The 26,218-nt window shown below is 36.0% G+C and carries 14 protein-coding genes and 1 pseudogene; 11 read left to right on the forward strand and 4 right to left on the reverse strand.

Annotated elements, in window-relative coordinates; all coding sequences use genetic code 11:
* Positions 1-43: 43 nt before the first annotated feature.
* From IHE43_RS10820 to IHE43_RS10840, 5 genes are all read left to right on the forward strand, one after another.
* Positions 44-970 (forward strand): aspartate carbamoyltransferase catalytic subunit, encoded by a 927-nt coding sequence (locus IHE43_RS10820; RefSeq protein WP_007805228.1) that lies wholly within the window; start codon positions 44-46, stop codon positions 968-970.
* 165 nt (positions 971-1,135) lie between these two features.
* Entirely contained in the window at positions 1,136-1,468 is a 333-nt protein-coding gene (locus IHE43_RS10825; RefSeq protein ID WP_192187942.1) for a ribonuclease Z, read from the forward strand.
* Positions 1,469-1,563: 95 nt separating this feature from the next.
* Positions 1,564-2,469: a ribonuclease Z gene (locus IHE43_RS10830; protein WP_192187943.1), complete on the forward strand. Its 906-nt coding sequence runs from the start codon at positions 1,564-1,566 to the stop codon at positions 2,467-2,469.
* 78 nt (positions 2,470-2,547) lie between these two features.
* Positions 2,548-3,192, forward strand: a complete 645-nt coding sequence (gene pdxH / locus IHE43_RS10835; RefSeq protein ID WP_192187944.1) for a pyridoxamine 5'-phosphate oxidase — start codon at positions 2,548-2,550, stop codon at positions 3,190-3,192.
* A 174-nt stretch (positions 3,193-3,366) separates the two neighbouring features.
* Positions 3,367-3,873, forward strand: a complete 507-nt coding sequence (locus tag IHE43_RS10840; protein WP_192187945.1) for a CAP domain-containing protein — start codon at positions 3,367-3,369, stop codon at positions 3,871-3,873.
* Between the two features lie 130 nt (positions 3,874-4,003).
* On the opposite strand, the pseudogene IHE43_RS10845 reads toward IHE43_RS10840, so the two are convergent.
* The 3 genes and pseudogenes from IHE43_RS10845 to IHE43_RS10855 form a co-directional block, all read right to left on the reverse strand.
* A pseudogene (locus tag IHE43_RS10845) lies at positions 4,004-5,925 on the reverse strand (OmpA family protein).
* Between the two features lie 12 nt (positions 5,926-5,937).
* Positions 5,938-6,855 carry a type IX secretion system membrane protein PorP/SprF gene (locus IHE43_RS10850; RefSeq protein ID WP_192187946.1) on the reverse strand — a complete coding sequence of 306 codons (918 nt, stop codon included), beginning with the start codon at positions 6,853-6,855 and terminating at the stop codon, positions 5,938-5,940.
* Positions 6,856-7,016: 161 nt separating this feature from the next.
* Positions 7,017-18,956, reverse strand: coding sequence for a gliding motility-associated C-terminal domain-containing protein (locus IHE43_RS10855; protein ID WP_192187947.1), 11,940 nt, complete (start codon positions 18,954-18,956; stop codon positions 7,017-7,019).
* A 996-nt stretch (positions 18,957-19,952) separates the two neighbouring features.
* Between IHE43_RS10855 and IHE43_RS10860 the strand changes: the two genes are divergently transcribed.
* The 6 genes from IHE43_RS10860 to IHE43_RS10885 all read left to right on the forward strand — a co-directional run bounded on the left by IHE43_RS10860 (position 19,953) and on the right by IHE43_RS10885 (position 25,565).
* Positions 19,953-20,438, forward strand: coding sequence for a histidine phosphatase family protein (locus tag IHE43_RS10860; protein ID WP_192187948.1), 486 nt, complete (start codon positions 19,953-19,955; stop codon positions 20,436-20,438).
* A gap of 5 nt (positions 20,439-20,443) precedes the next feature.
* Entirely contained in the window at positions 20,444-22,525 is a 2,082-nt protein-coding gene (gene ppk1, locus IHE43_RS10865) for a polyphosphate kinase 1 (protein WP_192187949.1), read from the forward strand.
* Between the two features lie 35 nt (positions 22,526-22,560).
* On the forward strand, positions 22,561-23,451 hold the full coding sequence (locus IHE43_RS10870; RefSeq protein ID WP_072976074.1) for a Ppx/GppA phosphatase family protein: 891 nt from the start codon (positions 22,561-22,563) through the stop codon (positions 23,449-23,451).
* A gap of 182 nt (positions 23,452-23,633) precedes the next feature.
* Entirely contained in the window at positions 23,634-24,209 is a 576-nt protein-coding gene (locus IHE43_RS10875) for a TMEM175 family protein (protein ID WP_192187950.1), read from the forward strand.
* A 160-nt stretch (positions 24,210-24,369) separates the two neighbouring features.
* Positions 24,370-24,930: a Crp/Fnr family transcriptional regulator gene (locus IHE43_RS10880; RefSeq protein ID WP_192187951.1), complete on the forward strand. Its 561-nt coding sequence runs from the start codon at positions 24,370-24,372 to the stop codon at positions 24,928-24,930.
* A 56-nt stretch (positions 24,931-24,986) separates the two neighbouring features.
* Positions 24,987-25,565, forward strand: coding sequence for an NAD(P)H-dependent oxidoreductase (locus IHE43_RS10885; protein ID WP_192187952.1), 579 nt, complete (start codon positions 24,987-24,989; stop codon positions 25,563-25,565).
* Positions 25,566-25,586: 21 nt separating this feature from the next.
* Here the strand turns inward: IHE43_RS10885 and IHE43_RS10890 are convergent, their stop codons facing one another.
* Positions 25,587-26,003 (reverse strand): DNA polymerase III subunit gamma/tau, encoded by a 417-nt coding sequence (locus tag IHE43_RS10890; protein ID WP_225585465.1) that lies wholly within the window; start codon positions 26,001-26,003, stop codon positions 25,587-25,589.
* Positions 26,004-26,218: the final 215 nt, after the last annotated feature.

Below are 26,218 nucleotides of genomic sequence, written 5' to 3' on the forward strand. Positions count from 1 at the left end.
CAGAAATTCAGGAATTTGACAAATAAATATTAAAGAAATAAAAATGAAAGAATTAAGCGTAAATCATTTATTAGGAATTAAATACATCAACGAGAATGATATTAACCTAATTTTTGAAACGGCAGATCATTTTAAAGAAGTCATTAACCGACCAATTAAAAAAGTTCCTTCATTACGAGATATTACCATTGCTAACATTTTCTTCGAAAACAGTACCAGAACCAAACTTTCGTTCGAGTTAGCCCAAAAAAGATTATCGGCAGATGTGATTAGTTTTTCTGCAGCTCAGTCTTCGGTTAAAAAAGGAGAAACACTTATTGATACTGTAAACAATATCCTTTCAATGAAAGTGGATATGGTTGTAATGCGCCACTCCAATCCCGGAGCGGCTTATTTTTTATCTAAAAATGTCAAAGCAAGTATCGTAAACGCTGGCGACGGCGCGCACGAACACCCAACACAGGCATTATTAGACAGTTATTCGATCAGAGAAAAACTGGGTGATGTTGCTGGAAAAAAAGTAGTTATTGTAGGCGATATTCTGCATTCAAGAGTTGCCTTATCCAATATATATGCATTAAAAATGCAAGGCGCAGAAGTAAAAGTTTGCGGGCCAAAAACGCTAATTCCGAGATATATCGAATCACTTGGAGTTACGGTCGAGCCGAATTTGCGAAAAGCATTAGAATGGTGCGACGTTGCCAATATGCTTCGTGTACAAAACGAACGTATGGATGTGAACTTTTTCCCTTCAACAAGAGAATATGCACAGCAGTACGGAGTAGATAAACCGCTTCTGGATTCTCTGGGAAAAGAAATCGTCATCATGCACCCGGGACCAATCAACAGGGGAGTAGAGATTACTTCTGAAGTAGCGGACTCAGATCATTCTGTAATCCTGAATCAGGTAGAGAACGGAGTAGCGATTAGAATGGCGGTTATTTATCTTTTAGCGTCTAAAATTCAGTAATAGTATTCAGTGGCAGTCGCAGTTTTCAGGATTTAACTTTGTCTCTAACTAGGTGTCATCCTGAACGGAGTCGAAGGCTTGAAAGGTAAAAAGGGCTTCGATTCCGCTCAGCCTGATAAACCTGAAACAAAAACATAAAATAAAAAAACTTCGTACCTTAGTAAAATGAAAGTAGATCAAAAAGGACATACCGTTACGATTAAAAACACCCAGGGAGATTTTAATTCTTTTTTGGAGAAAGTGACGCAACAATTTAAAACCTTTGAAAAACAAAATATTATAATCGATTTGTCAGCAGATTCTAATTTGTCTGAAAGCGATTTAAAACTTTTTTTACCACTTTCTAAACAACAAAAGAAATCAAAAAAATCATTTGTAATTGTAGTTTCTGATCTTGATTTCAACTCGATTTCTGATAAATTAGTGGTGGTTCCTTCTCTTTTGGAAGCGCATGATATTATCGAAATGGAAGAAATTGAAAGAGACCTCGGGTTTTAATTTTAGGTTTCTGATTTTAGATTTTAGATTTTTTTAATACTGAATCTAAAATGTTTTTTAATCTAAAATCTGCAATCTAAATTCTAAAATCTAAAATGAAATTAACCATACTTGGCTGTTATGCCGCAACTCCCAGAACCATTACAAACCCGACTTCGCAGGTTTTAGAAATTAAGAACAGATTGTTTTTAATTGACTGTGGCGAAGGAACTCAGGTTCAATTGCGTAAAAACAAGATTAAATTTTCCAAAATTAATCACATTTTTATTTCGCATTTGCATGGAGATCATTTCTTTGGATTAATCGGAACCATTTCGACTTTTGCACTTTTAGGACGTACAACCGATTTACATATTTACGGACCAAAAGGAGTGAAGGAAATCATTACGTTACAATTGAGATTATCGAATGCCTGGACTACTTATAATCTGTTTTTTCATGAATTGGAATCAACTGAAAGTGAGGTTATATTTGAAGACAGCAAAGTAATTGTAAAAACGATTCCGTTGAAACATCGAGTGTACACAAATGGATTTCTGTTTAGGGAAAAGCCTGGTGACAGAAAACTTAATGTGGAAGCCGTTCAACATTATAATATTCACACAGCTTATTATCAAAAAATAAAAGGTGGAGGAAATGTTACACTGGATAACGGAACCGTAATTGAAAACGCAAAATTATCTTTCGACCCAATTCCGTCCATGAGTTATGCTTTTTGCTCAGACACGGTTTATAATGAAGCCATAATTCCGATTATTGAAAATGTAGACGTTTTATATCACGAATCAACATTTTTAGAATCAGAAGCGCTTTTAGCAGAAAAAACACTGCATTCCACAGCAAAAGAAGCTGCGAGAATTGCGCTTAAAGCAAATGTAAAACAATTGGTTTTAGGGCATTATTCAACACGATATGACGGCCTGGAACGTTTTAAAGAAGAAGCAGAAACTGTTTTTCCAAATGTGGTTCTTGCAGATGACGGAAGAAGTTTTGAGTGGTAAAAGTTATGAATTATGAGTTAGAAGTTATGAGTCAAATCTAAAAATCTAAGAAGTCTAACAATCTAATAATCTAAAAAAATGAACGATTTAAGCAATTATAGAAAGTCTTACGAGAAAAGCGAATTATTAGAAAGTAATATTCCGGAAGATCCAATCAATCTTTTTAACCGATGGTTTCATGAAGTGGAGGACTTTGGCGGAAGCGGAGAAGTAAACGCCATGACCGTTTCTACAATTGGTTTGGATGGTTTTCCGAAATCCCGAGTAGTTTTATTAAAGAAATTTTCTGAAGAAGGGTTTATTTTTTATACCAATTATAATTCTGAAAAAGGAAAAGCAATTACGGCAAACCCACATGTTTGTTTGTCTTTTTTTTGGCCCGAAATGGAACGTCAGGTGATTATTAAAGGAATTGCTCAAAAAACTTCTGAAAACATATCAGACGGCTATTTTGATTCCCGCCCGGACGGGAGTAAGTTAGGCGCTATCGTTTCGAATCAAAGTGAAGTGATTCCGTCGAGAACTTTTTTAGAAGAAAACTTAAAGAAATTAGAAGCAGAATTTGAAGGAAAACCGATTCCGAGACCTGAAAATTGGGGTGGATTTTTAGTAACTCCTCTGGAAGTAGAATTTTGGCAAGGAAGACCAAATAGATTACATGACAGGATTAGATACCAAAGTCAATCTGATTATTCGTGGAAAATTGAGCGATTATCGTCTTAGTTGTAAGAAAATTATCTTAAAAGAAAAAATTAACATGTAGTTCGTCGATTATTTTTGTAGTTTACCGGTAAATTGAATACGTTTGGTGTAAGAAAAAAACGATTTAATTAAATATAAAAATTTAAAGGATTTGCCCCAACATTTACTTTAAGCCTGCATAAACTACTGATGACTATGAAGAAGAAAATTATGCACACCATGCTGTTCATTGCAATTTTTATTGCAATGAACTCATGCTCTGCAGATACTGCCGAAGGAACGGAGAGTAGTACTACAACTGAAGCTCTGATAACGAATTATACTTACAACGATTCAGAGTTACAAACCATGCAATTAATAAACGATTACCGGGTACGAATTGGTTTAAATGCATTGCAAAGAATAAATCATATCTCTTATAAATGTCAGGAACATAATGCTTACATGATTGCCAATAATGTTGTAAATCATAATGATTTTACGGCGCGATCTGAAAATGTTATGCAAGTACTTGGTGCCAAAAATGTGGGTGAAAATGTAGCCTACAATTATAAAACTTCTGAGGCTGTATTAAAAGCCTGGCTAGAAAGTCCTGGACACAAAGAAAATATCGAAGGTAATTTTACCCACTTCGGATTATCTGTTACGACAGATCCTGCAACAGGAAATAAATACTATACTAATATATTCGTTAGAATTTAAGATAATTTAAAACTGGTTGGTTTTTTAGTGATCGTTGTAGCCCTTTACGGGGTTACAGCGGTTTTTTTTATAAAAAAAAGCTGCCTAAAAAGACAGCTTTAAAAATGTATAAAAATCTTAATTAACTAAATTACAATGCAGTAATAATAAATTCACTTCGTCTGTTTTCCTGATGTTCTGCTTCTGTACATGGTACATCATCGGCACATTTATTAACAAGCTGTGTTTCGCCATACCCTTTACCGCTTAATCTGCTGGTAGCGACACCATTTTTAATTAGCCATTCTATGGTAGATTTCGCTCTTCTGTCAGATAGTGCTTCATTGTATTTAAAGGTTGCGCGACTATCTGTATGCGAACGAATATCCAGTTTCATGCCTGGGTTTTCATTTAAGACAACCAATATTTTTTCTAAATCAATGGCTGCTTCTGTTCTAATGTTAGACTTATCCAAATCAAAATAAATCATTTTTATTTTAAAGCATTTTCCCAAATCATCACCAATTGTTACTTTACAAGTTGTAGGATCCAAAGCAATTGGTAAACTTGTTTTTCCTGAGAGTTTTGCAATTGTTATGCTAACTTCCCTGGTTGCATAGTCTTCTTTTTCAGCTCTCACATTATAGGTTTTACCACAATCAACCGGAAACTTATAAAGTCCGTTAACGTCAGCAATTATAGTATTTATTACTACCATATTTTCGTAAAGTGAAATTTTTGCTCCTGGTAAAATAACAGCTGTTTCAGAATCGGTTATTGTACCGCTTAATTCCTGTATGCATCTTAGTGCTTTTTCTCTAAAAATTTATAAATATCATCAGATCCTTGTCCGCCATCTTTATTAGAGCTGAAATATCCTTTTCGGGAAACCGGATCAATAACATACGCGAAATCGTCTTTTGGTGAATTAATATCGGCTCCAAGATTCTGAATGTCACTTATAGTTCCGTCTTTTTCGATTTTTCCCGCAAAAACATCTAATCCTCCAAGTCCCGGATGTCCGTCTGAAGCAAAATAGATTTCGTTTTCATTGGTTACAAAAGGAAATGTTTCTTTTCCTTCGGTATTAATGGTTTTACCCATATTTACAGGTGTACTGTAACCACCATCGCTGTTAATGCTTACTTGGTAAAGATCAGATTGGCCTAACGTTCCAGGCATATCAGATGCAAAATACAAGGTCTTTTCATCAGGACTTAACGCTGGATGCGCTGTACTGTAATTGTCACTGGTAAAAGGTAACGCGATAATGTTGGTCCATTTTCCATTTTCAAGCGTGGCTTTGTATATTTTAATTAAAGTAGTTTTTTCTTCATCTTTTCCTTTTTTTCCATTGGCATAATTGTTTCTCGTAAAATATACTGTTTTCCCATCTTTGGTAAAAACTGGCGATGCTTCATGAAATTTAGTATTCAGATCGGTTTTGAATTTTTTGACTTTTGCCGAATCTACATCAGCAATATACAGATTAGTGAAATATTCTCCTGTCCATTTATGTTTTCGTTGAGAAAAATTACCGGTATCACGTGCAGAGGTAAAATATATTTTGTTGTCATGAACAAAGGTTCCGTAGTCAGAATATTTCGAATTGATTCCGGCATTTTCAATGTCATATCTCCCTGAATTAGCTTTAATCTGATCAAGGTAATTTACATTTTCCTGATAAAGTTTTCCTCTATTATCTGTTTTATTTTTCGCATTAAATTCACCCAAAAGTTTATTGGCCTTATTAGGTTCTCCAGTAGATTTTAACGATTGTGCGTATCTGTAATAATACTCAGGTTCGACAGAAGTATTCATGGCAAATAGTTCACCATACCACTTTGAGGCTCCTTCAAAATTTGAATTGAAGTAGTATGAATTCCCAAGTTTCTTAAACATATCTTCAGACTTATATCCTTTGTTTGCTACCTTCTCGTAGGTTTTTATGGCATCAATATAAGCGTAACTGTCGTACTTTTTATCGGCAGCTTTTATTTTTGATTGCTGTGCATAACTGTCAAATGAAAAAACATTTACAATTATTAGGCAAAGAAGTAGATAATTTTTCATAATCGTAGTTTTTTAGAAGAAACGTGGAGTTGTCATTTTACTATTGTTTTTGAAGAATTCATAGCGAAGGAATATCTCATGCGATCCTGAATTATAATTATTTAAGTTTGTGGTTTCACGATCATAACCATAACCTAAATAAAGTCCATCTGTGATCTGAAATCCTACCATAGCACTAAGTGAGGCGCTCCATCTGTAAGCAACACCGACTACAAATTTGTCATAAAACATAAAATTGGCTGATACATCTACCTGAAGTGGTGCGCCTTCTACCATTTTGGTAAGTACAGCAGGTTTGAATTTTATGTATTGGTATTTATCAAGATCAAATACATAACCGGCCATCAAATAATAATTGATTTTATCTTTGTAAATCGCTACGTCATTATCGTCATATCGATTGGTTTCAATAAAATTAGGTACAGACAAACCAATATATGCTTTATCAGAATGCCAATATATCCCGGCTCCCACATTTGGAGAGAATTTATTGTCGAGATCCTGAAACTGCGGATCTCCCTGATCTTCCGGATTTAGTTTGCTCACATCTAAATTGAAGATATTAGCAGTTCCTTTAATACCAAAAGAAAGTTTGAAATTAGCAGATGTCTGAACAGTATAAGAAAGATCAACGGAGATATTATTCTCATTTGTTGGTCCGATCTTATCATTTAATAGCGAAGCTCCAATTCCTATATTACTATTATTAATTGGTGTATTGACTGAAAAACTACTAGTTTCAGGAGCTCCATCTAGTCCGACCCATTGTGTGCGGTATAGGCCAAAAACGCTTAAAGCTCCACGAGAACCTGCATAGGCAGGATTAATATTTATAGTATTGTACATGTATTGTGTAAATTGCGCGTCCTGCTGTGCAAAACCTACAATTGTAACAAACATTATGACGAAGGAAAATAATTTTGTTCTCATAGTAGATATTTATTATTTATTATTACTATTGATTTTTATTATGGAACTTCTAAAAATAAAAAACCTGTACATTCGCTTTTTTAAATTTAAGGTTTTTTTTATTAATTATTGTGTATTTCGCTACAAAGTAGGTTTTACAGCGAAATACATAATAAGTGTCTTTATTTTGACAGATAAAGGTAACCATCCCTTTTGTTAGATTGTATTACATTGTTTCCATCTAAGGATTTATAATTAATAATGTAGAAATACGTTCCGGTTGGAAGACCGTCAGATTTTTTAATAGTCGTTCTTCCTCTTGAAGTTCCGTCGAATGCGTTGGTTGTATTGTTGTAATTAGAAGTTTCAAATACTAATATTCCCCAACGGTTATAAATTTCAACCGTATTTTCAGGATAACAGGTTATCTCATCAATACCGTCAATTTTAAATACATCATTTATTCCATCACCATTTGGAGAGAAAGCATTGTGTATCACGACATTTGTACAAGCTAATACTTTACAGTCATCGTTTATTTCCATCGAAAGGAATATGCTTCTTGGACAATTTTGATCTGTTATTTTATATTCAAATGCATAATTACCAAGAGCAAGACCAAATGGGTTAAGAATATTTCCTTGTAAAGCATTACTACTATTTGTATCAACCCAGGTTCCATTTATTGATGTGTTTTCCGGTAATAAAGAAAGTAAATCAATAAGGGTAGAATCGTCAGCACAAGCCTCCCCGGTAAGATTTGATACAGTAGGAAGAACAGCTATAGAAATGCTTCTTGTAACACAAATCGCAGGGAATTTTTTAAGACAGATTTGATACTCATAACTATACGTTCCAGGAGGCGTTGTACTTGCAACGTTTACATTTCCTAATGCATCTACTGTAATTCCGGCATTGCCTTGAGAACCAGGAAGTATAGTTAGATTTAATAGGTCTATTGTAGCTGGTCCAATATCTATTTTATCATTGCTTAAAATATTTCCAACAACTCCAAATCCATTACAAGTAACACTATAGGTATCAGCAAAAGCTGTAAGCACAGGAGGTATAAAGATTACAGTCACACTTACTGTAGCAGTATCACAGTTTCCAAAGTCGGCATTTTCACAAATTTGATAGGTTAATGTATAAGTTCCTGTAGGCGTGTTTGCAGCCACATTTATTGAGCCGTTAGGATTTAGTGTCAAAGTTCCGGTTGGGTCAGGTGTTACGGTTGTTAAAGTCACATCAGCAGGATTGATCACATTACCATTCAAAGTATCATTAGTGTAAACATTTACTACGTTTGTGCCTCCATTGTTACCACTTATTGGTCCTGCGTTATCATCATTGGCTACTATTGCAAATGTTGGTCTGGCAATACAATAAGGATCTGCAGGCGGATAATTTACTACTATAGTTTCTGACGGATTAACAGATATAGTTAAAGTAGCTGTAGGACGTAAGGTTTCAAAACCATCAGCACCCTGAACCCATTGATTGTTTTGGAATAACCATCCAGGCCAATCGACACCATTGCCAGCCTGATCTACTACAGCTCCTGGCCATAATACGCGGCCACTAAGTGGTAAGTTGTTCATGGTAGCAATAACATTGTTACCAGTACCTGCCCAGGTTATTGTTACACCATTTACCGGTGTGAAATTGCCAGGTGTTACAACATAATCTACATATGGAACATCATTTACACAAATCGCCATTGCTGTAACAGTCATTACCGGTGCTACAATTGTAACGGTAACGGTTGCAGTATCACAATTTGAACTTTGATCTGCTTCGCAAATTTGATAAACCATTGTTAATGTACCAACTGGTGCATTTGGTAAAACATCTACAGAACCATCAGGATTTAATTGTAAAAATTCATTTGGTGTTACAGTCGTTACTATCATAGCTGAAGCTGTTACAGGTACGCCTTCAATCGTATCATTTGGTAACACATTCAGTACATTTGTTGTAGTATGATTAACACCGGCTATTGGACCTGCGCTATCGTCGTTGGCAACAATATCCTGGTATTCTTTACAATTTACACCAAAGTCAATATCTAAGTGTACTAAATCTTCGGGTGTCACATTTACAATATATCCTGCGTTTGTTGTCGTTTGACAAACCGTGTGCAATTGTGTTTTATTCGTTTTAGAAGGTCCTTTTTTGTCTGCAACTGATGGCAGTACTTTTACTAAGCCTGTAATTCCTAAGGCAGTTGCAATCGCATCTAAGTTTGTATCGTGAACTAACTTCACATTGTAAACGCCATATGGATTTTCACTTTCTGGTCGGTTTCTCCAATATCCCTGAATTCCTATAATTACTTCTGCATGATATCCGTTTGGACCATCAACAATAACATTTGGACTTGATGCATTTCCGAAACCACCTGCATTTAATTCACCGACATTTTGTGGACCTTTATAACTTCCATCTCCATTAAAATCGATCCATTCCCAAAGGCTGTATACAATAGCACCTTCGCTGTCCGGAATGTTTTTAGTTACAACACCATCATTATTGGCATCATACCATTCATCCTGAATTCCGTTTGCATTTGTATCGTACCAAACATAATCGCCTAATACTGGAAGATTTGATTTTCCATATTCAAAGTTATGAACCTGGAATTTGCAGTCTTCAAGAGTAGTAAAGAATAAACTACTATCTACAGGATATAATTGATAAGCACTATTTAAATTGGCATCCTGAACCTGAACTAAATAACTACCAGCAGCCATACCTGAGAAAGTATACATTCCGTTTTCTCCCGTTAAACGGAACAAAATAGGGCCTGCTGTTGTTCCTTGCGGAATCAGTGTTACAGGTACGTTTGCAATTGGTGTATTGGTGTCGACATTTATTATTTGTCCAGAGATTTTAATTCTATAACTAGGCTCAGTTATAATTACTGTAGCAATGGCTGTACAAGTTTGGTTGCCACTATTTACAGATGATGTTGCTGTAAGCGTATAAGTTCCGGCTGGTAAATTAGCATTTCCAACAACTTCATTTTTTTCATTGGTTATAACAACTGTTGATCCGGGAGTATTGGTCACTAAAATTGAACCATCTTTTTCTCCGAAACAAGTTACGTTTGAAACAACACCAGATACAGCAACTTTATTTTCTACAGTAAAGGTTTGTTTTAATTCTGTTTTATTACCGGCACAATCTGTTAAAGTGTATGTTCTGGTAAGAATATAGGCATTTCCTTCACAACCACTTGCTTCATTATTAGTGTCGCTTACGGTAATAGTTACATTTGTGCTACAATTGTCTGCAGCATCTTTAATATCAGTTGGACTTCCTGCTGGAATATCAGCTATACTTTGCAAATTAGCAACATCTGTTGGAGCTGTTCCTGTTGGTGCCGTTGTATCTTCAACTTTTATAATTTGAGTATACGAAGCTATATTTCCACCACAATCACTTGTTGTCCATTTACGGGTTAAAGTATAGTTGGTATTGCATTCATTTTGAATACCACTTTTGATTTCAGAGAATACAATTGGTAAATTTCCATTGCAATTATCAGAAGCTTCTACTGTAGCAGGTTCAGGAACGGCATCACATGAAACTGTAATGTTTTGCGGAAGATCTCCAATAAATATTGGAGAGGTGGTATCCTGAATAGTGATTACCTGAGTAAAAGTATCAGAGGTATTTCCACAATCGTCTTTTACAGTCCACGTATTGGTATAAGTACCGGCATTTGCACATCCTTCAGAGGCAACAAATAGTCCACTTACTTTTTCGATATTGGCAACATCAGTATCACACAAATCAGTTGCAACAGGGAATGTGGCTTGCGCCGATGCCAAAGCTTCGGTGTCACTGCATTCTATTGTTTGATTTAAGATAGAAGATTGTGTGGTCCATGTTGGTGCCGTAGTATCTTCGATAGTAATTACCTGAGTGAAAGTATCCGAAATATTTCCACAATCGTCTTTAACAGTCCATGTATTGGTATAAGTTCCTGCATTTGCACATCCTTCAGAGGCAACAAATTGTCCACTTACTTTTTCGATATTGAGAACATCAGTATCACATAAATCAGTTGCAACAGGGAATGAAGCCTGCGCAGTTGCCAAACCGCTTAGATCACTGCATTGCAATGTTACATTTAAGGCAGTAGCAGCTATTGACCATGTTGGTGCAGTGGTATCTTCAATAGTAATTACCTGAGTAAAAGTATCAGAGATATTTCCACAATCGTCTTTAACAGTCCATGTATTGGTATAAGTTCCGGCATTTGCACATCCTTCAGAGGCAACAAATTGTCCACTTACTTTTTCGATATTGACAACATCAGTATCACACAAATCAGTTGCAACAGGGAATGAAGCCTGCGCAGTTGCCAAACCGCTTAGGTCACTGCATTGCAATGTTACATTTAAGGCAGTAGCAGCTGTTGACCATGTTGGTGCTGTAGTATCTTCGATAGTAATTACCTGAATGAAAGCATCCGTAATATTTCCACAATCATCTTTTGCGATCCAACTATTGGTATATGTTCCGGCATTGGCACAGGATTGAGAAGCTACAAATGCCCCACTTGTTTTAATGTAAGTAACAATTGTACAATTTGCAGTTGCAGTTGGAGCCTGATTTTGGGCAGCTGTCAATCCAACATTATCGCTACATTGTAAAGTCACATTTAAAGTTCCAGCTGTAGTAATCCAGGATGGCGCAGCATTATCTTCAATAGTTATTACCTGAGTAAAAGTTGTTGATGAATTATTACAAACATCTTTAGCAACCCATGTATTAGTGTAAGTTCCGGTACTTCCACAACTTCCTTTTTGTAATAGACCACTTGTTTTAGTATAAGTTACTGTACCTCCACAATTATCTGTCGCAACTGGCGCTTGATTTTGAGCCGTCGCAAATCCTTCAGTGTCACTACATTGTAAAGTAATATTTAAGGCTGTAGCTGCTGTTGACCAGGTTGGCGCAGTGGTATCTTCAATAGTAATTACCTGGGTAAAAGTATCAGAGATATTTCCACAATCGTCTGTTGCAGTCCATGTATTGGTATAAGTCCCAGTGTTTAAACATTGTTGGGCAACAAACGATCCACTTGTTTTTTGAATATTGGTTACATTGGCATCACATAAATCAGAAGCCATAGGAAATAAGGTTTGAGCGGTTGCCAATCCTTCAGTGTCGCTACACTGTAAAGTAATGTTTAAGGCAGTAGCAGCTGTTGACCATGTTGGTGCAGTAGTATCTTCGATAGTAATTATTTGTGTAAAAGTATCAGAGGTATTTCCGCAATCGTCTTTTACAATCCATGTATTGGTATAAGTACCGGCATTTGCACATCCTTCAGAGGCAACAAATTGTCCACTTACTTTTTCGATATTGGTAACATCAAGATCACATAAATCAGACGCAACAGGGATTGAGGCTTGCGCTGTTGCCAAACCACTTAAATCACTACATTGTAATGTTACATTAAGAGAGGCAGCAGCTGTTGACCAGGTTGGTGCAGTAGTATCTTCGATAGTAATTATTTGTGTAAAAGTATCAGAGGTATTTCCGCAATCGTCTTTTACAATCCATGTATTGGTATAAGTACCGGCATTTGCACATCCTTCAGAGGCAACAAATTGTCCACTTACTTTTTCGATATTGGTAACATCAAGATCACATAAATCAGACGCAACAGGGATTGAGGCTTGCGCTGTTGCCAAACCACTTAAATCACTACATTGTAATGTTACATTAAGAGAGGCAGCAGCTGTTGACCAGGTTGGCGCAGTAGTATCTTCAATAGTGATTATTTGGGTAAAAGTATCAGAGATATTTCCGCAATCGTCTGTTACCGTCCAGGTATTGGTGTAAGTCCCGGCATTTGCACATCCTTCAGAGGCAACAAATTGTCCACTTACTTTTTCGATATTGGTAACATCAAGATCACATAAATCAGACGCAACAGGGATTGAGGCTTGCGCTGTTGCCAAACCACTTAAATCACTACATTGTAAAGTTACATTAAGGGATGCAGCTGCTGTTGACCATGTTGGCGCGGTAGTATCTTCGATGGTAATTATCTGAGTAAAAGTATCAGAGATATTTCCACAATCATCTGTTACCGTCCAGGTATTGGTATAAGTACCGGCGTTTGCACATCCTTGGGAAGCCACAAATGTGCCGCTGGTTTTTTGAATATTGGTTACATCGGTATCACATAAATCAGTAGCCGTTGGGAATGAAGCCTGAGCCGTTGCCAATCCTTCAGTATCACTACATTGTAAAGTTACATTAAGGGATGCAGCTGCTGTTGACCATGTTGGCGCGGTAGTATCTTCGATGGTAATTATCTGAGTAAAAGTATCAGAGATATTTCCACAATCGTCTGTTACCGTCCAGGTATTGGTGTAAGTACCGGCGTTGGCACATCCCTGAGAAGCCACAAACTGACCACAGGTTTTTACGATATTGGAAACATCAACATCACATAAATCAGAAGCTGTTGGGAATGAAGCCTTCGCTGTTTCCAAACCTTCAGTGTCGCTACATTGTAAAGTAATGTTTAAGGCTGTAGCTGTTGTTGACCAGGTTGGTGCAGTAGTATCTTCGATGGTAATTATTTGAGTAAAAGTATCAGAGATATTTCCGCAATCGTCTGTTACCGTCCATGTATTGGTGTAAGTCCCTGCGTTGGCACATCCCTGAGAAGCCACAAATGATCCGCTTGTTTTTTGAATATTGGTTACATCGGTATCACATAAATCACTAGTTGTTGGGAATGAGGCCTGAGCCGTTGCCAAACCACTTAAGTCACTACATTGCAATGTTACATTAAGAGAGGCAGCAGCTGTTGACCAGGTTGGTGCGGTAGTATCTTCGATAGTGATTATTTGGGTAAAAGTATCAGAGGTATTTCCGCAATCGTCTGTTACAGTCCATGTATTGGTATAAGTTCCTGCATTGCCACATCCCTGAGAAGCCACAAATGATCCGCTTGTTTTTTGAATATTGGTTACATCGGTATCACATAAATCACTAGCTGTTGGGAATGAGGCCTGAGCCGTTGCCAAACCACTTAAGTCACTACATTGCAATGTTACATTAAGAGAGGCAGCAGCTGTTGACCAGGTTGGTGCGGTAGTATCTTCGATAGTGATTATTTGGGTAAAAGTATCAGAGGTATTTCCGCAATCGTCTGTTACAGTCCATGTATTGGTATAAGTTCCTGCATTGCCACATCCCTGAGAAGCTACAAATGATCCGCTTGTTTTTTGAATATTGCTTACATCGGTATCACACAAATCAGAAGCAACAGGGATTGAGGCCTGAGCTGTTGCCAAACCACTTAAATCACTGCATTGCAATGTTACATTAAGCGATGCGGCAGCTGTTGACCATGTTGGCGCAGTAGTATCTTCGATAGTGATTATTTGAGTAAAAGTATCAGAGATATTTCCGCAATCATCTGTTACCGTCCAGGTATTGGTGTAAGTACCGGCGTTGGCACATCCCTGAGAGGCTACAAATGATCCGCTTGTTTTTTGAATATTGGTTACATCGGTATCACATAAATCAGAAGCTGTTGGGAATGAAGCCTGAGCTGTTGCCAATCCTGCACTATCACTACATTGCAATGTTACATTAAGCGATGCCGCAGCTGTTGACCATGTTGGCGCAGTGGTATCTTCGATAGTGATTATTTGGGTAAAAGTATCAGAGATATTTCCACAATCGTCTATTACTGTCCATGTATTTGTGTAAGTTCCTGCGTTTGCACATCCTTGGGAAGCCACAAATGTGCCGCTGGTTTTTACGATATTGGAAACATCAACATCACACAAATCAGATGCAACAGGGAATGAGGCCTGAGCCGTTGCCAATCCTGCAGTATCACTACATTGCAATGTTACATTAAGCGATGCGGCAGCTGTTGACCATGTTGGTGCAGTGGTATCTTCGATGGTAATTATTTGAGTAAAAGTATCAGAGATATTTCCGCAATCGTCTATTACTGTCCATGTATTTGTGTAAGTTCCTGCGTTTGCACATCCTTGGGAAGCCACAAATGTGCCGCTGGTTTTTACGATATTGGAAACATCAACATCACACAAATCAGATGCAACAGGGAATGAGGCCTGAGCCGTTGCCAATCCTGCAGTATCACTACATTGCAATGTTACATTAAGCGATGCGGCAGCTGTTGACCATGTTGGTGCAGTGGTATCTTCGATGGTAATTATTTGAGTAAAAGTATCGGAGGTATTTCCGCAATCATCTGTTACCGTCCAGGTATTGGTGTAAGTACCGGCGTTGGCACATCCCTGAGAGGCTACAAATGATCCGCTTGTTTTTTGAATATTGGTTACATCGGTATCACATAAATCAGAAGCTGTTGGGAATGAAGCCTGAGCTGTTGCCAATCCTGCACTATCACTACATTGCAATGTTACATTAAGCGATGCCGCAGCTGTTGACCATGTTGGCGCAGTGGTATCTTCGATAGTGATTATTTGGGTAAAAGTATCAGAGATATTTCCACAATCGTCTATTACTGTCCATGTATTTGTGTAAGTTCCTGCGTTTGCACATCCTTGGGAAGCCACAAATGTGCCGCTGGTTTTTACGATATTGGAAACATCAACATCACACAAATCAGATGCAACAGGGAATGAGGCCTGAGCCGTTGCCAATCCTGCAGTATCACTACATTGCAATGTTACATTAAGCGATGCGGCAGCTGTTGACCATGTTGGTGCAGTGGTATCTTCGATGGTAATTATTTGAGTAAAAGTATCGGAGGTATTTCCGCAATCATCTGTTACTGTCCATGTATTGGTGTAAGTCCCTGCATTGCCACATCCTTGAGAAGCCATAAATGTGCCACTGGTTTTTTGAATATTAGTTACATCGGTATCACATAAATCAGATGCAATAGGGAATGAAGCCTGAGCCGTTGCCAATCCTGCACTATCACTACATTGCAATGTTACATTAAGCGATGCCGCAGCTGTTGACCATGTTGGCGCAGTGGTATCTTCGATAGTGATTATTTGGGTAAAAGTATCAGAGATATTTCCACAATCGTCTATTACTGTCCATGTATTTGTGTAAGTTCCTGCGTTTGCACATCCTTGGGAAGCCACAAATGTGCCGCTGGTTTTTACGATATTGGAAACATCAACATCACACAAATCAGATGCAACAGGGAATGAAGCCTGAGCCGTTGCCAATCCTGCAGTATCACTACATTGTAAAGTTACATTAAGCGATGCAGCTGCTGTTGACCAGGTTGGTGCAGTAGTATCTTCGATAGTGATTATTTGAGTAAAAGTATCAGAGATATTTCCGCAATCGTCTGTTACCGTCCATGTATTGGTGTAAGTTCCTGCATTGCCACATCCCTGAGAAGCTACAAATGTGCCGCTTGTTTTTTGAATATTGGTTACATCGGTATCACATAAATCAGAAGCAACAGGGAATAGGGCCTGAGCTGTTGCCAAACCGCTTAAGTCACTGCATTGTAAAGTTACATTAAGAGAGGCGGCAGCTGTTGACCAGGTTGGTGCAGTAGTATCTTCAATAGTGATTATTTGGGTAAAAGTATCAGAGATATTTCCGCAATCATCTGTTACTGTCCAGGTATTGGTGTAAGTACCTGCATTGCCACATCCCTGAGAAGCCACAAATGTGCCGCTTGTTTTTTGAATATTGGTTACATCGGTATCACATAAATCAGAAGCAACAGGGAATAGGGCCTGAGCCGTTGCCAATCCTGCAGTATCACTACATTGTAAAGTTACATTAAGCGATGCAGCTGCTGTTGACCAGGTTGGTGCAGTAGTATCTTCAATAGTAATTACCTGAGTGAAAGTATCAGAGATATTTCCACAATCGTCTGTTACCGTCCAGGTATTGGTGTAAGTTCCGGCATTGCCACATCCCTGAGAAGCCACAAATGTGCCGCTTGTTTTTTGAATATTGGTTACATCGGTATCACATAAATCAGAAGCAACAGGGAATAGGGCCTGAGCCGTTGCCAATCCGCTTAAGTCACTACATTGTAACGTTACATTAAGAGAGGCAGCAGCTGTTGACCATGTTGGCGCGGTAGTATCTTCGATGGTGATTATTTGAGTAAAAGTATCAGAGATATTTCCGCAATCGTCTGTTACCGTCCAGGTATTGGTGTAAGTTCCGGCATTGGCACATCCTTGGGAAGCCACAAATTGGCCACTGGTTTTTACAATATTGGTTACATCGGTATCACATAAATCAGACGCAACAGGGAATGAAACCTGAGCCGTTGCCAAACCACTTAAATCACTACATTGCAATGTTACATTAAGAGATGCGGCAGCTGTTGACCATGTTGGCGCAGTAGTATCTTCGATAGTGATTATTTGAGTAAAAGTATCAGAGATATTTCCGCAATCGTCTGTTACCGTCCATGTATTGGTGTAAGTCCCTGCATTGCCACATCCTTGGGAAGCCACAAATGTGCCGCTTGTTTTTTGAATATTGCTTACATCGGTATCACATAAATCAGAAGCAACAGGGAATAGGGCCTGAGCATCTGTCAGAGCCTGAGCATTGCTACACTCTACAGTTCTGTTTAAAGTGGCGGCAACTGTTGACCAGGTTGGTTTAGTAGTGTCTTGAATGGTAATTGTTTGTGTAAATGCTGTTGATTCATTCGTACAAGCATCAGTTGCAATCCAGGTATTAGTGTACGTTCCGGCATTGCTACAAGATTGAGATGCTACAAACTGACCGCTGGTTTTGTTATAAGTGATTGTTCCTCCACAATTATCTGTTGCCACGGGCGCATTAGCTTGAGCAGTTGCTAAACCGGCAGTATCACTACATTGCAAAGTTGTATTAAGTGTTCCTACTGGAGTTGTCCAGATTGGTGCCGTTGTGTCGTTAACAGTAACTATTTTTTCACAAGTAGAACTACATCCATTTAAAGTAGTAGTTAATAATAATTTAAATGTTGTATTACAAGTAGAACCTGCTAAAACAGTTACGTTTTGTGTATTTAAAGCAGATGTAATTGTGGCACCATTTGCAGTTGCCGCAGGCAAAGACCACGCATAAGAAGTCATACTGGCTGGAGCTGAATAAACATTAGAAGAAGACAAACATACGGGACCAGTAGTACCAGTAATGGAACAATTAGTAGGAGTATTTACCGTTACGGTTGCTTCATTTGTAGCAATATTATTTCCAGAGCATAAACCTGAATTAGAAAATATTGCTCTGAATTTTGTAGTTTCTGTTAAATTAGAAGTATTATAAGCTGTTAAACCTGCGGTATTAGGGATATCTACCCACACTGAAAATGGAGCAACAGATGATTGCCATTTACTTACAGTAGAATTAGCATTAAGGCCAGTTATTGTTAAAGCGCTACTAGCCCCTGAACAAATAGTTGAGCTTGGTCCAACTGTTCCTTTTAGTGGAATTCCAAAAGTAAGTGGGGTATTAATACATTGATTTGAATTAGGTGAGTTACCACTAACTGAGGCTAATTTTGTAACATTGATTATACCAGGGTTATTTGGATCACAAATGTTAATTCCTAAACTTCCAAAAGGAATATTAAACTCTAAAAATGTAGCACCAGAATTACAATTGGCGTTACCAGCCTGAACAGCAAGACCTGGAGGGATAACGTTAGTTTGAGTTTTAACATTTCCATTTCCTGTATATAAAGTAAAACCACTTCCATTAGAATTAATTTCTAAGATATATTCGGCACCAGCTACACTAATGGTACCTCCAAATGAATCCGATGTTAATCCGGTTAAAGGATTGTTATCGGTATCTAAGTACAACCTAAAAAGTGCCGAACCACCATTACCAATGTCCATACCTAATCTTAATACTTGATTTTGAGTGTCAATTTTAGCGCGAATCGTTCCAATTTGACACGTTGAAGAAGGACTTGCTAATAATAGTGTGCTATAAACAGTTCCAGTTGCATATTCATCACCAACTGCACCGGGTCCTGGGCAGTAATCTCCATCATATGTGTTTTGAGAATAGCCATTTGTAATAAATATTAAAAGTAACGCTATAAGGACGCCTTTAATATTAATATTTTTAAAAGAAGAAGTAATGTTTTTCATAATCTCTAATTTTTAACTTTAATACTTTTATTATGAGACTTATATTTTTTTTAATCAATTTTTTATTTTGATTAAAAATTATCGATCGGTAATATTGATGTTTAAAAAGACTTTTCCTGTTTTCGATTGGGAGCATATTTCTTTTAATACTTTTAAATGAAATTAATTAAGCAGTTATAGAATTGTTGGATTTATATTGAAAAGCAATACTAAATTCCGTTATAGTACTTTTAAAAGAATCGGTAAAAGGCCTAATAAGTGCAATATTTGGAATATTTGAATTGCTGTAGACATCTAAAGAAGAAATTTTATTACTTCTGTTGCTTTCAATTTTTAGATTAAGATCGAGCGACCAGGCATGTTCAAATGAAATAGGTATAATGAAACAGAACAGTATGGAAAAAATGTTTTTTTTGAAGATGTTTTTTCTGAACGAAAAAATATACTTACAATTGTTTACAAATTTTATAGCTATTATCAGAGTAGTTTTAGTTATCATAACTTTGGATTTTGCTTCGTTGAGATCTGCTTAATTTTAACACAATCAAAGTTATATACACTATTTTATTTTGATTTTTTTTCTCTGCAACTAACCTAAAAACTCGTTGAAATGACTTTTTTTTGTTAAATAATGATCAAAAAAGGAATTTTTAAGGTCATTTATAACAAATAAAAAAGCTGTGTTTTTTTTGATTTTTATCACAAATAGCATTTTTTTTGATATCGTAAATGCTTATTAATCAAATATTTAGTTAAATATTTATTAATTTGAATAATCGACTAAATGAGTAGTTTAATAGATGAAGTACACGTTTTTTTAAATGATAGTTTTTGATTTTTTAATTTTAATCAATTCTTCTTCTAATTTTTTCTTGTTAAAATTTTTGTTCAAATGTTAACGGAAATAAAAAAGTGAGAACTATTAAAATTTCTTTTGTAAATTAGAACTTCAATAATTCAGAACTTCTTTTTAGATGTTTCTAAATACTCCATTATATGAAAAATTTAATTTTAATACGTCATGCTAAATCAAGTTGGGAAGCACCATTAAAAGACTTTGACCGGCCTCTAATGAAAAGAGGAATTTTGGATGCGCATGATGTATCGACAAATATTTCAAAATTTCTTCCTAAAACCTATATCATATGGAGTAGTACCGCAGCACGAGCTTCAGAAACTGCTCTTATTTTTGCCCAAAATATTTCATATCCTATTGAGAGTATCATTTATAAAGACGACCTTTATACTTTTGATGATAAACAGCTCGAAAAGGTTATTAAATCATGTGATAATAGTTTAGAAAGCATTATTCTTTTCGGACATAACGAGGCTATTACAAATTTTGTTAATAAATTTGGTGATGTTTTTATCGAAAATGTTCCAACTTCAGGTTTTGTATCACTTCAATTTGATAGTGAAAGCTGGGATAACATAAATAAAGGCAAAACCCATAAAACAATTTTTCCCAAAGATTTAAAATAAATAAAGTGTACGAACAGAAATATATCGATAGAGAAAAAAGTTGGTTAGCGTTTAATGCAAGAGTGCTTCAGGAAGCAGGAGATAACACAGTGCCACTTTTAGACAGGTTGCGTTTTGTTGGGATTTTTTCAAACAATTTAGATGAATTTTTTAGAGTTCGCTATGCCGCAATCCGGAGATTAAGTCTTTCGGGAATTTCTGGCGAAAAATATTTAGGCGGGGTTTCTGCCCATCAGTTAGTAAAGGATATTACAGAAATCGTTATTCAGCAACAATCTGAAAGTCTTCGTATTTTAGGTAATATTGAAGCTGAACTTGAAGCCGAAAACATATTCATTATTAATGAAGATCAAATTACGCAGGATCAGGAAAGATTTCTAAAAGACTTTTTTATCCAGAAATTGAGTCCGGAATTGGTAACTATTATCTTGAATGATTTGGCAGAATTCCCAATTCTTAAAGATACATTAGGATATCTGGCTGTTCGGTTAGAGATGAATAAAAATGACGAAGTTCGTTATGCGGTTATCGAAATTCCTAAAACAATAAACAGATTCGTTGTACTGCCATCACATGATGATAAACATTATGTTATTCTGATTGATGACGTAATTCGATATAATCTGAAAAATATTTTCAACATTTTCGATTATAAGAGCGTTTCGGCACATATGATCAAAATTACCAGAGATGCTCAGTTGGATATCGACAGTGATTTGAGCAAAAGTATGCTCGAAAAAATTGCAACTTCAGTAAAAGACAGAAGAATTGGAGAGCCGGTTCGTTTCATTTATGATAATTTAATTGAAGAAGATACATTGCGTTTCTTTCTGGATAAAATGAAAATTGTAGAAACCGATAGTATAATCCCCGGAGGAAGATACCATAATCGTCGTGATTATATGAGTTTTCCCAATTTAGGAAGATACGATTTACTCTATAAACCAAACGAACCATTGCCTATTCCTGGTTTAAGTTTAGGTGGAAGTATACTAGAGAAAATCAATAAAAAAGATTACTTACTTCATGCCCCATATCAGTCATTTTCTTATTTGACAAAGTTTTTGCGTGAAGCTGCTTTAGATCCACACGTAACGAGTATAAAAATTACGTTATATCGTTTGGCTAAGAATTCGCAAATTATCAGTTCTTTGATTAATGCGGCTAAAAATGGTAAAAAAGTAACGGTTCAGATCGAACTTCAGGCCCGTTTTGATGAGGCAACGAATATTTCGTATGCCGAGCAAATGCAGACAGAAGGCATCGAACTTATTTTCGGTATAAAAGGTCTAAAAGTACATAGTAAAATATGCGTGATTGAGAGAGTTGAGGACGAAAAAACAAGACGTTACGGATTTATTTCAACTGGAAATTTTAACGAATCAACTGCAAAAATTTATACTGATGTTACGTTATTTACTTGCCATCAGGGAATTTTGAAAGACATTTCTAAAATTTTCGAATTCTTTGATATTAATTATAGAGTACACCGATACAAACATTTAATAATATCGCCACATTATACAAGAACCAAATTTATTAAACTAATAGATCGTGAAATTCTACATGCACTGGCGGGTAGAAAGACCCATATTAAGCTTAAAATGAATAGTTTGTCCGATTTTAAAATGATCGATAAATTATACGAAGCAAGTAATGCCGGAGTAAAAATTCAGTTGCAGGTGAGAGGAATTTGCTCGTTGATTCCGGGAATTCCGGGAATGAGCGAAAACATCGAAGCTATTAGTATAGTTGATAATTACCTGGAGCATTCAAGAGTTTATATTTTTGGGAATGCCGGTTTAACCGAAGTATATATTTCATCGGCCGATTTTATGACCAGAAATCTTGACGGAAGAGTTGAAGTTACCTGCCCGATTTATGATTTGGAAATTAAAAAAGAACTAATAGACAATTTTAATATTGCATGGAAAGGGAATGTTAAAGTGAGATATCATTCCTATAAACTGGATAATAAATACAAGCCTCGAAATCATCATGCCCCATTTAGAGCGCAGCTTGAAACTTATAAATATTACCAAAATAAAATTGCGGTATTAGAAGAGGTTGCACAGAAAATAAATTAATAAAAACCAAAATCAATTTCAAATCATAAGTGAGCATGATTAATATAAAGAAATTTGCAGCAATAGATATCGGTTCAAATGCCATGAGGCTACTGATATCGAATGTTGTAGAACAAGAAGGCAAAGAACCACAATTTAATAAAAGTTCCCTTGTTCGTGTGCCAATTCGCTTGGGACAAGATGCCTTTACTGTAGGTGAAATTTCAGAAGAAAATATAGATCGAATGGTCGATGCCATGAAAGCATTCAACCTTTTAATGAAAGTACATAAAGTAGAACGTTATATGGCGTTTGCTACATCGGCAATGCGCGAAGCTTATAATGCTAAAGAAGTTGTGGCTTTGATTAAGAAAAAAGCAGACATAAAAATCGAAATTATAGATGGTAAAAAAGAAGCCGCTATTATTGCTTCTACAGATTTGCATCATTTATTAAAAACAGATGAGACTTATTTATTTGTAGATGTGGGCGGTGGAAGTACCGAATTTACCTTATTCTCTGATGGAAAAATGATTAATTCAAGATCGTTTAAAGCAGGAACAGTTCGTTTGCTAAATGATATGGTTTGTGATGTTGTTTGGGATGAAATCGAAAAATGGATTAAAACCAATACAGCAGATTATGAAGAGGTAACATTGATTGGTTCTGGTGGAAACATCAATAAATTGTTTAAAATGTCTGGAAAACAACAAGAAAAACCACTTTCATACATTTATATCAATTCACAATATGCTTTCTTAAATTCATTGACATACGAACAAAGAATCGCCGAATTAGGATTAAACTCTGACCGTGCCGACGTAATTATCCACGCAACCCGTATTTACCTAAATGCGATGAAATGGAGTGGAGCGCGCCAAATTTACGTTCCAAAAATTGGACTTTCTGACGGAATCGTAAAAGCAATGTATTACGGTAAAATTTAAAAATATTGGCCACAGATTGCCCAGATTCAAAAGATTAAAGAATCTGTGAAATCTTTTAATCTGTGGCAAAAAAAATATTCGCGACTAATTTCAATAATTTACACGAATTAATATATTCACTACGAATAAAAAAATTAGTGAAATTCGTGGCAAACCTTTTTTTTATATTTAACTAATTAGCAATGAACAAAACCAGACTTGAAGCTTTTAGTGATGGTGTTTTAGCAATCATTATAACGATAATGATCTTAGAAATCAAAGTGCCTCATGGACATGAATTTGCCGATTTAAAACCACTTGTTCCAAAGTTTTTAAGCTATGTTTTAAGTTTTATTTATGTTGGAATTTATTGGAACAATCATCATTATTTACTTCATGGTTTATCAAAAGTAAACGGAAAAATACTTTGGGCTAATTTGCATTTGTTGTTCTGGTTGTCATTAATACCCGTTGCTACGGGCTGGATGGGCGAGCATAATTTTGCAAAAGAAGCAATGGCATTTTATGGAGGTATCTTACTGCTTTGTGCTATTGCTTACGTAATCCTTCAAAAAACTGTTTTAGATGTAGAAGGAAAAGATTCTGTATTGGCAAAAGCTTTAGCAAAAGATTTGAAAGGAAAAGCTTCTGCAGTTTTATATATTATTGGAATTGCAGCATCGTTCTACAACGAATGGGTGTCCGGTGCAGCCTATTTTATCGTTGCAATGTCCTGGCTTATTCCTGATAAAAGAATTGAAAGAGTTTTTGCTAAGTAATTTTTTTTTGATTTAGCTTACGAATAAAAAAGTTGTCACAACCCGAGCGATAGCGAACTGGCGAAGTAATTACACTAATTTTCACGAATTGTTTCAAGATATTATCATACATAAATTAGTGGCAAACCTATTTTTCCCATTTGTAATAAATATTTTTTAAATGAAATCTATTTTTCAATCTATTCATGTTTTACCTCAAAATGAATTAGATCAGTTAGATGATCTGATTACTTTTAGAAAACTAAAAAAAGGGGAAGTTCTATTGAAGGAAAATCAGGTTTGTAATGAAATTTATTTTATCAAAAAAGGAATTTTACGATCGTATTTTTTCAATCATCAAGGCGATGAAATCACCAATTGTTTTGCTTTCGAAAATGAATTTATGGCTTCATTTTCCAGTTTTATAACACAAAATGCTGCCGAAGAAAACATTCAGGCATTAGTCGATACAGAATTGCAGATTATAAGCCGTGAAAGTTTAGAGAAGCTTTATAAACTAGGAATTCATTGGCAGGAAATTGGGCGAAAATTAACTGAAATCGAATATGTAACGCTTCAAAAAAGAATGATTTCTTTTCAGAAATTATCCGGATCGCAACGTTATAAAGAACTTTATCAGAATCATCAAAAATACATTCAGCTTATTCCGCTTCAATATTTAGCTTCCTATTTAGGCGTAACTCCAAGACATTTAAGTCGTATCCGTAAAGCGATTTTATAGGACATTTGTCCAGTACTATTTTTTAGGTGAATGGTATTTTTGTAAAAAGTTTAATCATGAAAAAAATACTAATTATAAATGGCCATCCAAATCCGGCAAGTTTCAATTTTGGTATTGCAGATTCGTACCAAAAAGGCGCAATTGCCTCAGGCGCACAAGTTGAAACCATAACTATTGCTGAATTACAATTTAATCCAAATTTACAATTTGGTTATCAAAAGCGAACAGAACTGGAACCTGACTTAATAAAGTCGTGGGAAAAAATTCAAAACGCAGATCACTTAGTCTGGATTCATCCTGTTTGGTGGGGTGGTTTGCCCGCAATTACAAAAGGATTTATCGACCGGTTATTTTTGCCTGGAATGGCTTTTCAATACCGCGAAAATTCAGTTTGGTGGGATAAACTTTTAAAAGGGAAAACAGCGCACATCATCACAACTTTAGATCAGCCTGGCTGGTATTACAGATTGTTTTTTGGAAGACCAAGCGTCAATCAACTTAAAAAATCAACGTTGGAATTTTGTGGTGTAAAACCCGTAAAAGTTAGTTATGTCGGAATTGTAAAAACAGCTAATGATTTTCAAAGAGAAAAATGGCTGAGAAAAGTCTATGATTTCGGATTACGAAATAAATAAAAAATGTAGTGGCAGAAAAAATTAACCGAGTAAATCCAATCCAAATGTTGAACGTAAAAGTTCAATATTTGGGTTGATTTCTAACAAACGATTGTAACGATCCTGATCGTTAAAACTTCTTTTAGTTTCTATTGCTTCATTTACAATAATTTCAATTGTAATGTCGTGATTGTGCAAATGCCCTTTTAAATGCCCTAAAAGTCCATTAATCTGACCTTCAAAATCTAATTTAGAACCTTCATTTGGCAATTCAAGTGTAATTACCGTACCGTTTAATTTTGGATCGTTAATCAATAATAACGACTCCATAATTTTAAAACCTTTATCACCCAGACGTTGTGCATATTTATTCCACTGCACTAACATTTCAGTTTCGGTAAAATCTTCTGTAGGCAAAACCGAAGAAGGTTTTACATACGATTTATTCTTCTCTTCCATTTCCTTTTTCGCACGAATACTGGCGAGAGAAAAAGCAGAAACTTTTTTAGGTTGATCTTCAGTGGAGGTATTTTGATTTTCAACTTGAGCAACAGGATTTTTAATCGCTTTTTGAGCGTCAATATTTACGGTTCCGACAGAAGCACTGATATTTCCATTTTCCGAATTTGGAATTTGGGATTTATCATTTGAAATTTCAGTGTTAGCTGTTGTAT

Source organism: Flavobacterium sp. MDT1-60, from assembly GCF_014844035.1.
Lineage (GTDB): Bacteria > Bacteroidota > Bacteroidia > Flavobacteriales > Flavobacteriaceae > Flavobacterium.

Excerpts from the sequence above, each read along its gene's own strand:
- IHE43_RS10860 (WP_192187948.1), top strand. The coding sequence starts at position 19,953 with ATGAAAAATTTAATTTTAATACGTCATGCTAAATCAAGTTGGGAAGCA.
- IHE43_RS10870 (WP_072976074.1), top strand. The coding sequence starts at position 22,561 with ATGATTAATATAAAGAAATTTGCAGCAATAGATATCGGTTCAAATGCC.
- IHE43_RS10885 (WP_192187952.1), top strand. The coding sequence starts at position 24,987 with ATGAAAAAAATACTAATTATAAATGGCCATCCAAATCCGGCAAGTTTC.
- pdxH (WP_192187944.1), top strand. The coding sequence starts at position 2,548 with ATGAACGATTTAAGCAATTATAGAAAGTCTTACGAGAAAAGCGAATTA.
- IHE43_RS10875 (WP_192187950.1), top strand. The coding sequence starts at position 23,634 with ATGAACAAAACCAGACTTGAAGCTTTTAGTGATGGTGTTTTAGCAATC.
- IHE43_RS10880 (WP_192187951.1), top strand. The coding sequence starts at position 24,370 with ATGAAATCTATTTTTCAATCTATTCATGTTTTACCTCAAAATGAATTA.
- IHE43_RS10825 (WP_192187942.1), top strand. The coding sequence starts at position 1,136 with ATGAAAGTAGATCAAAAAGGACATACCGTTACGATTAAAAACACCCAG.
- IHE43_RS10820 (WP_007805228.1), top strand. The coding sequence starts at position 44 with ATGAAAGAATTAAGCGTAAATCATTTATTAGGAATTAAATACATCAAC.
- IHE43_RS10855 (WP_192187947.1), bottom strand. The coding sequence starts at position 18,956 with ATGAAAAACATTACTTCTTCTTTTAAAAATATTAATATTAAAGGCGTC.
- IHE43_RS10850 (WP_192187946.1), bottom strand. The coding sequence starts at position 6,855 with ATGAGAACAAAATTATTTTCCTTCGTCATAATGTTTGTTACAATTGTA.
- IHE43_RS10840 (WP_192187945.1), top strand. The coding sequence starts at position 3,367 with ATGAAGAAGAAAATTATGCACACCATGCTGTTCATTGCAATTTTTATT.
- IHE43_RS10830 (WP_192187943.1), top strand. The coding sequence starts at position 1,564 with ATGAAATTAACCATACTTGGCTGTTATGCCGCAACTCCCAGAACCATT.
- IHE43_RS10890 (WP_225585465.1), bottom strand. The coding sequence starts at position 26,003 with ATGGAAGAGAAGAATAAATCGTATGTAAAACCTTCTTCGGTTTTGCCT.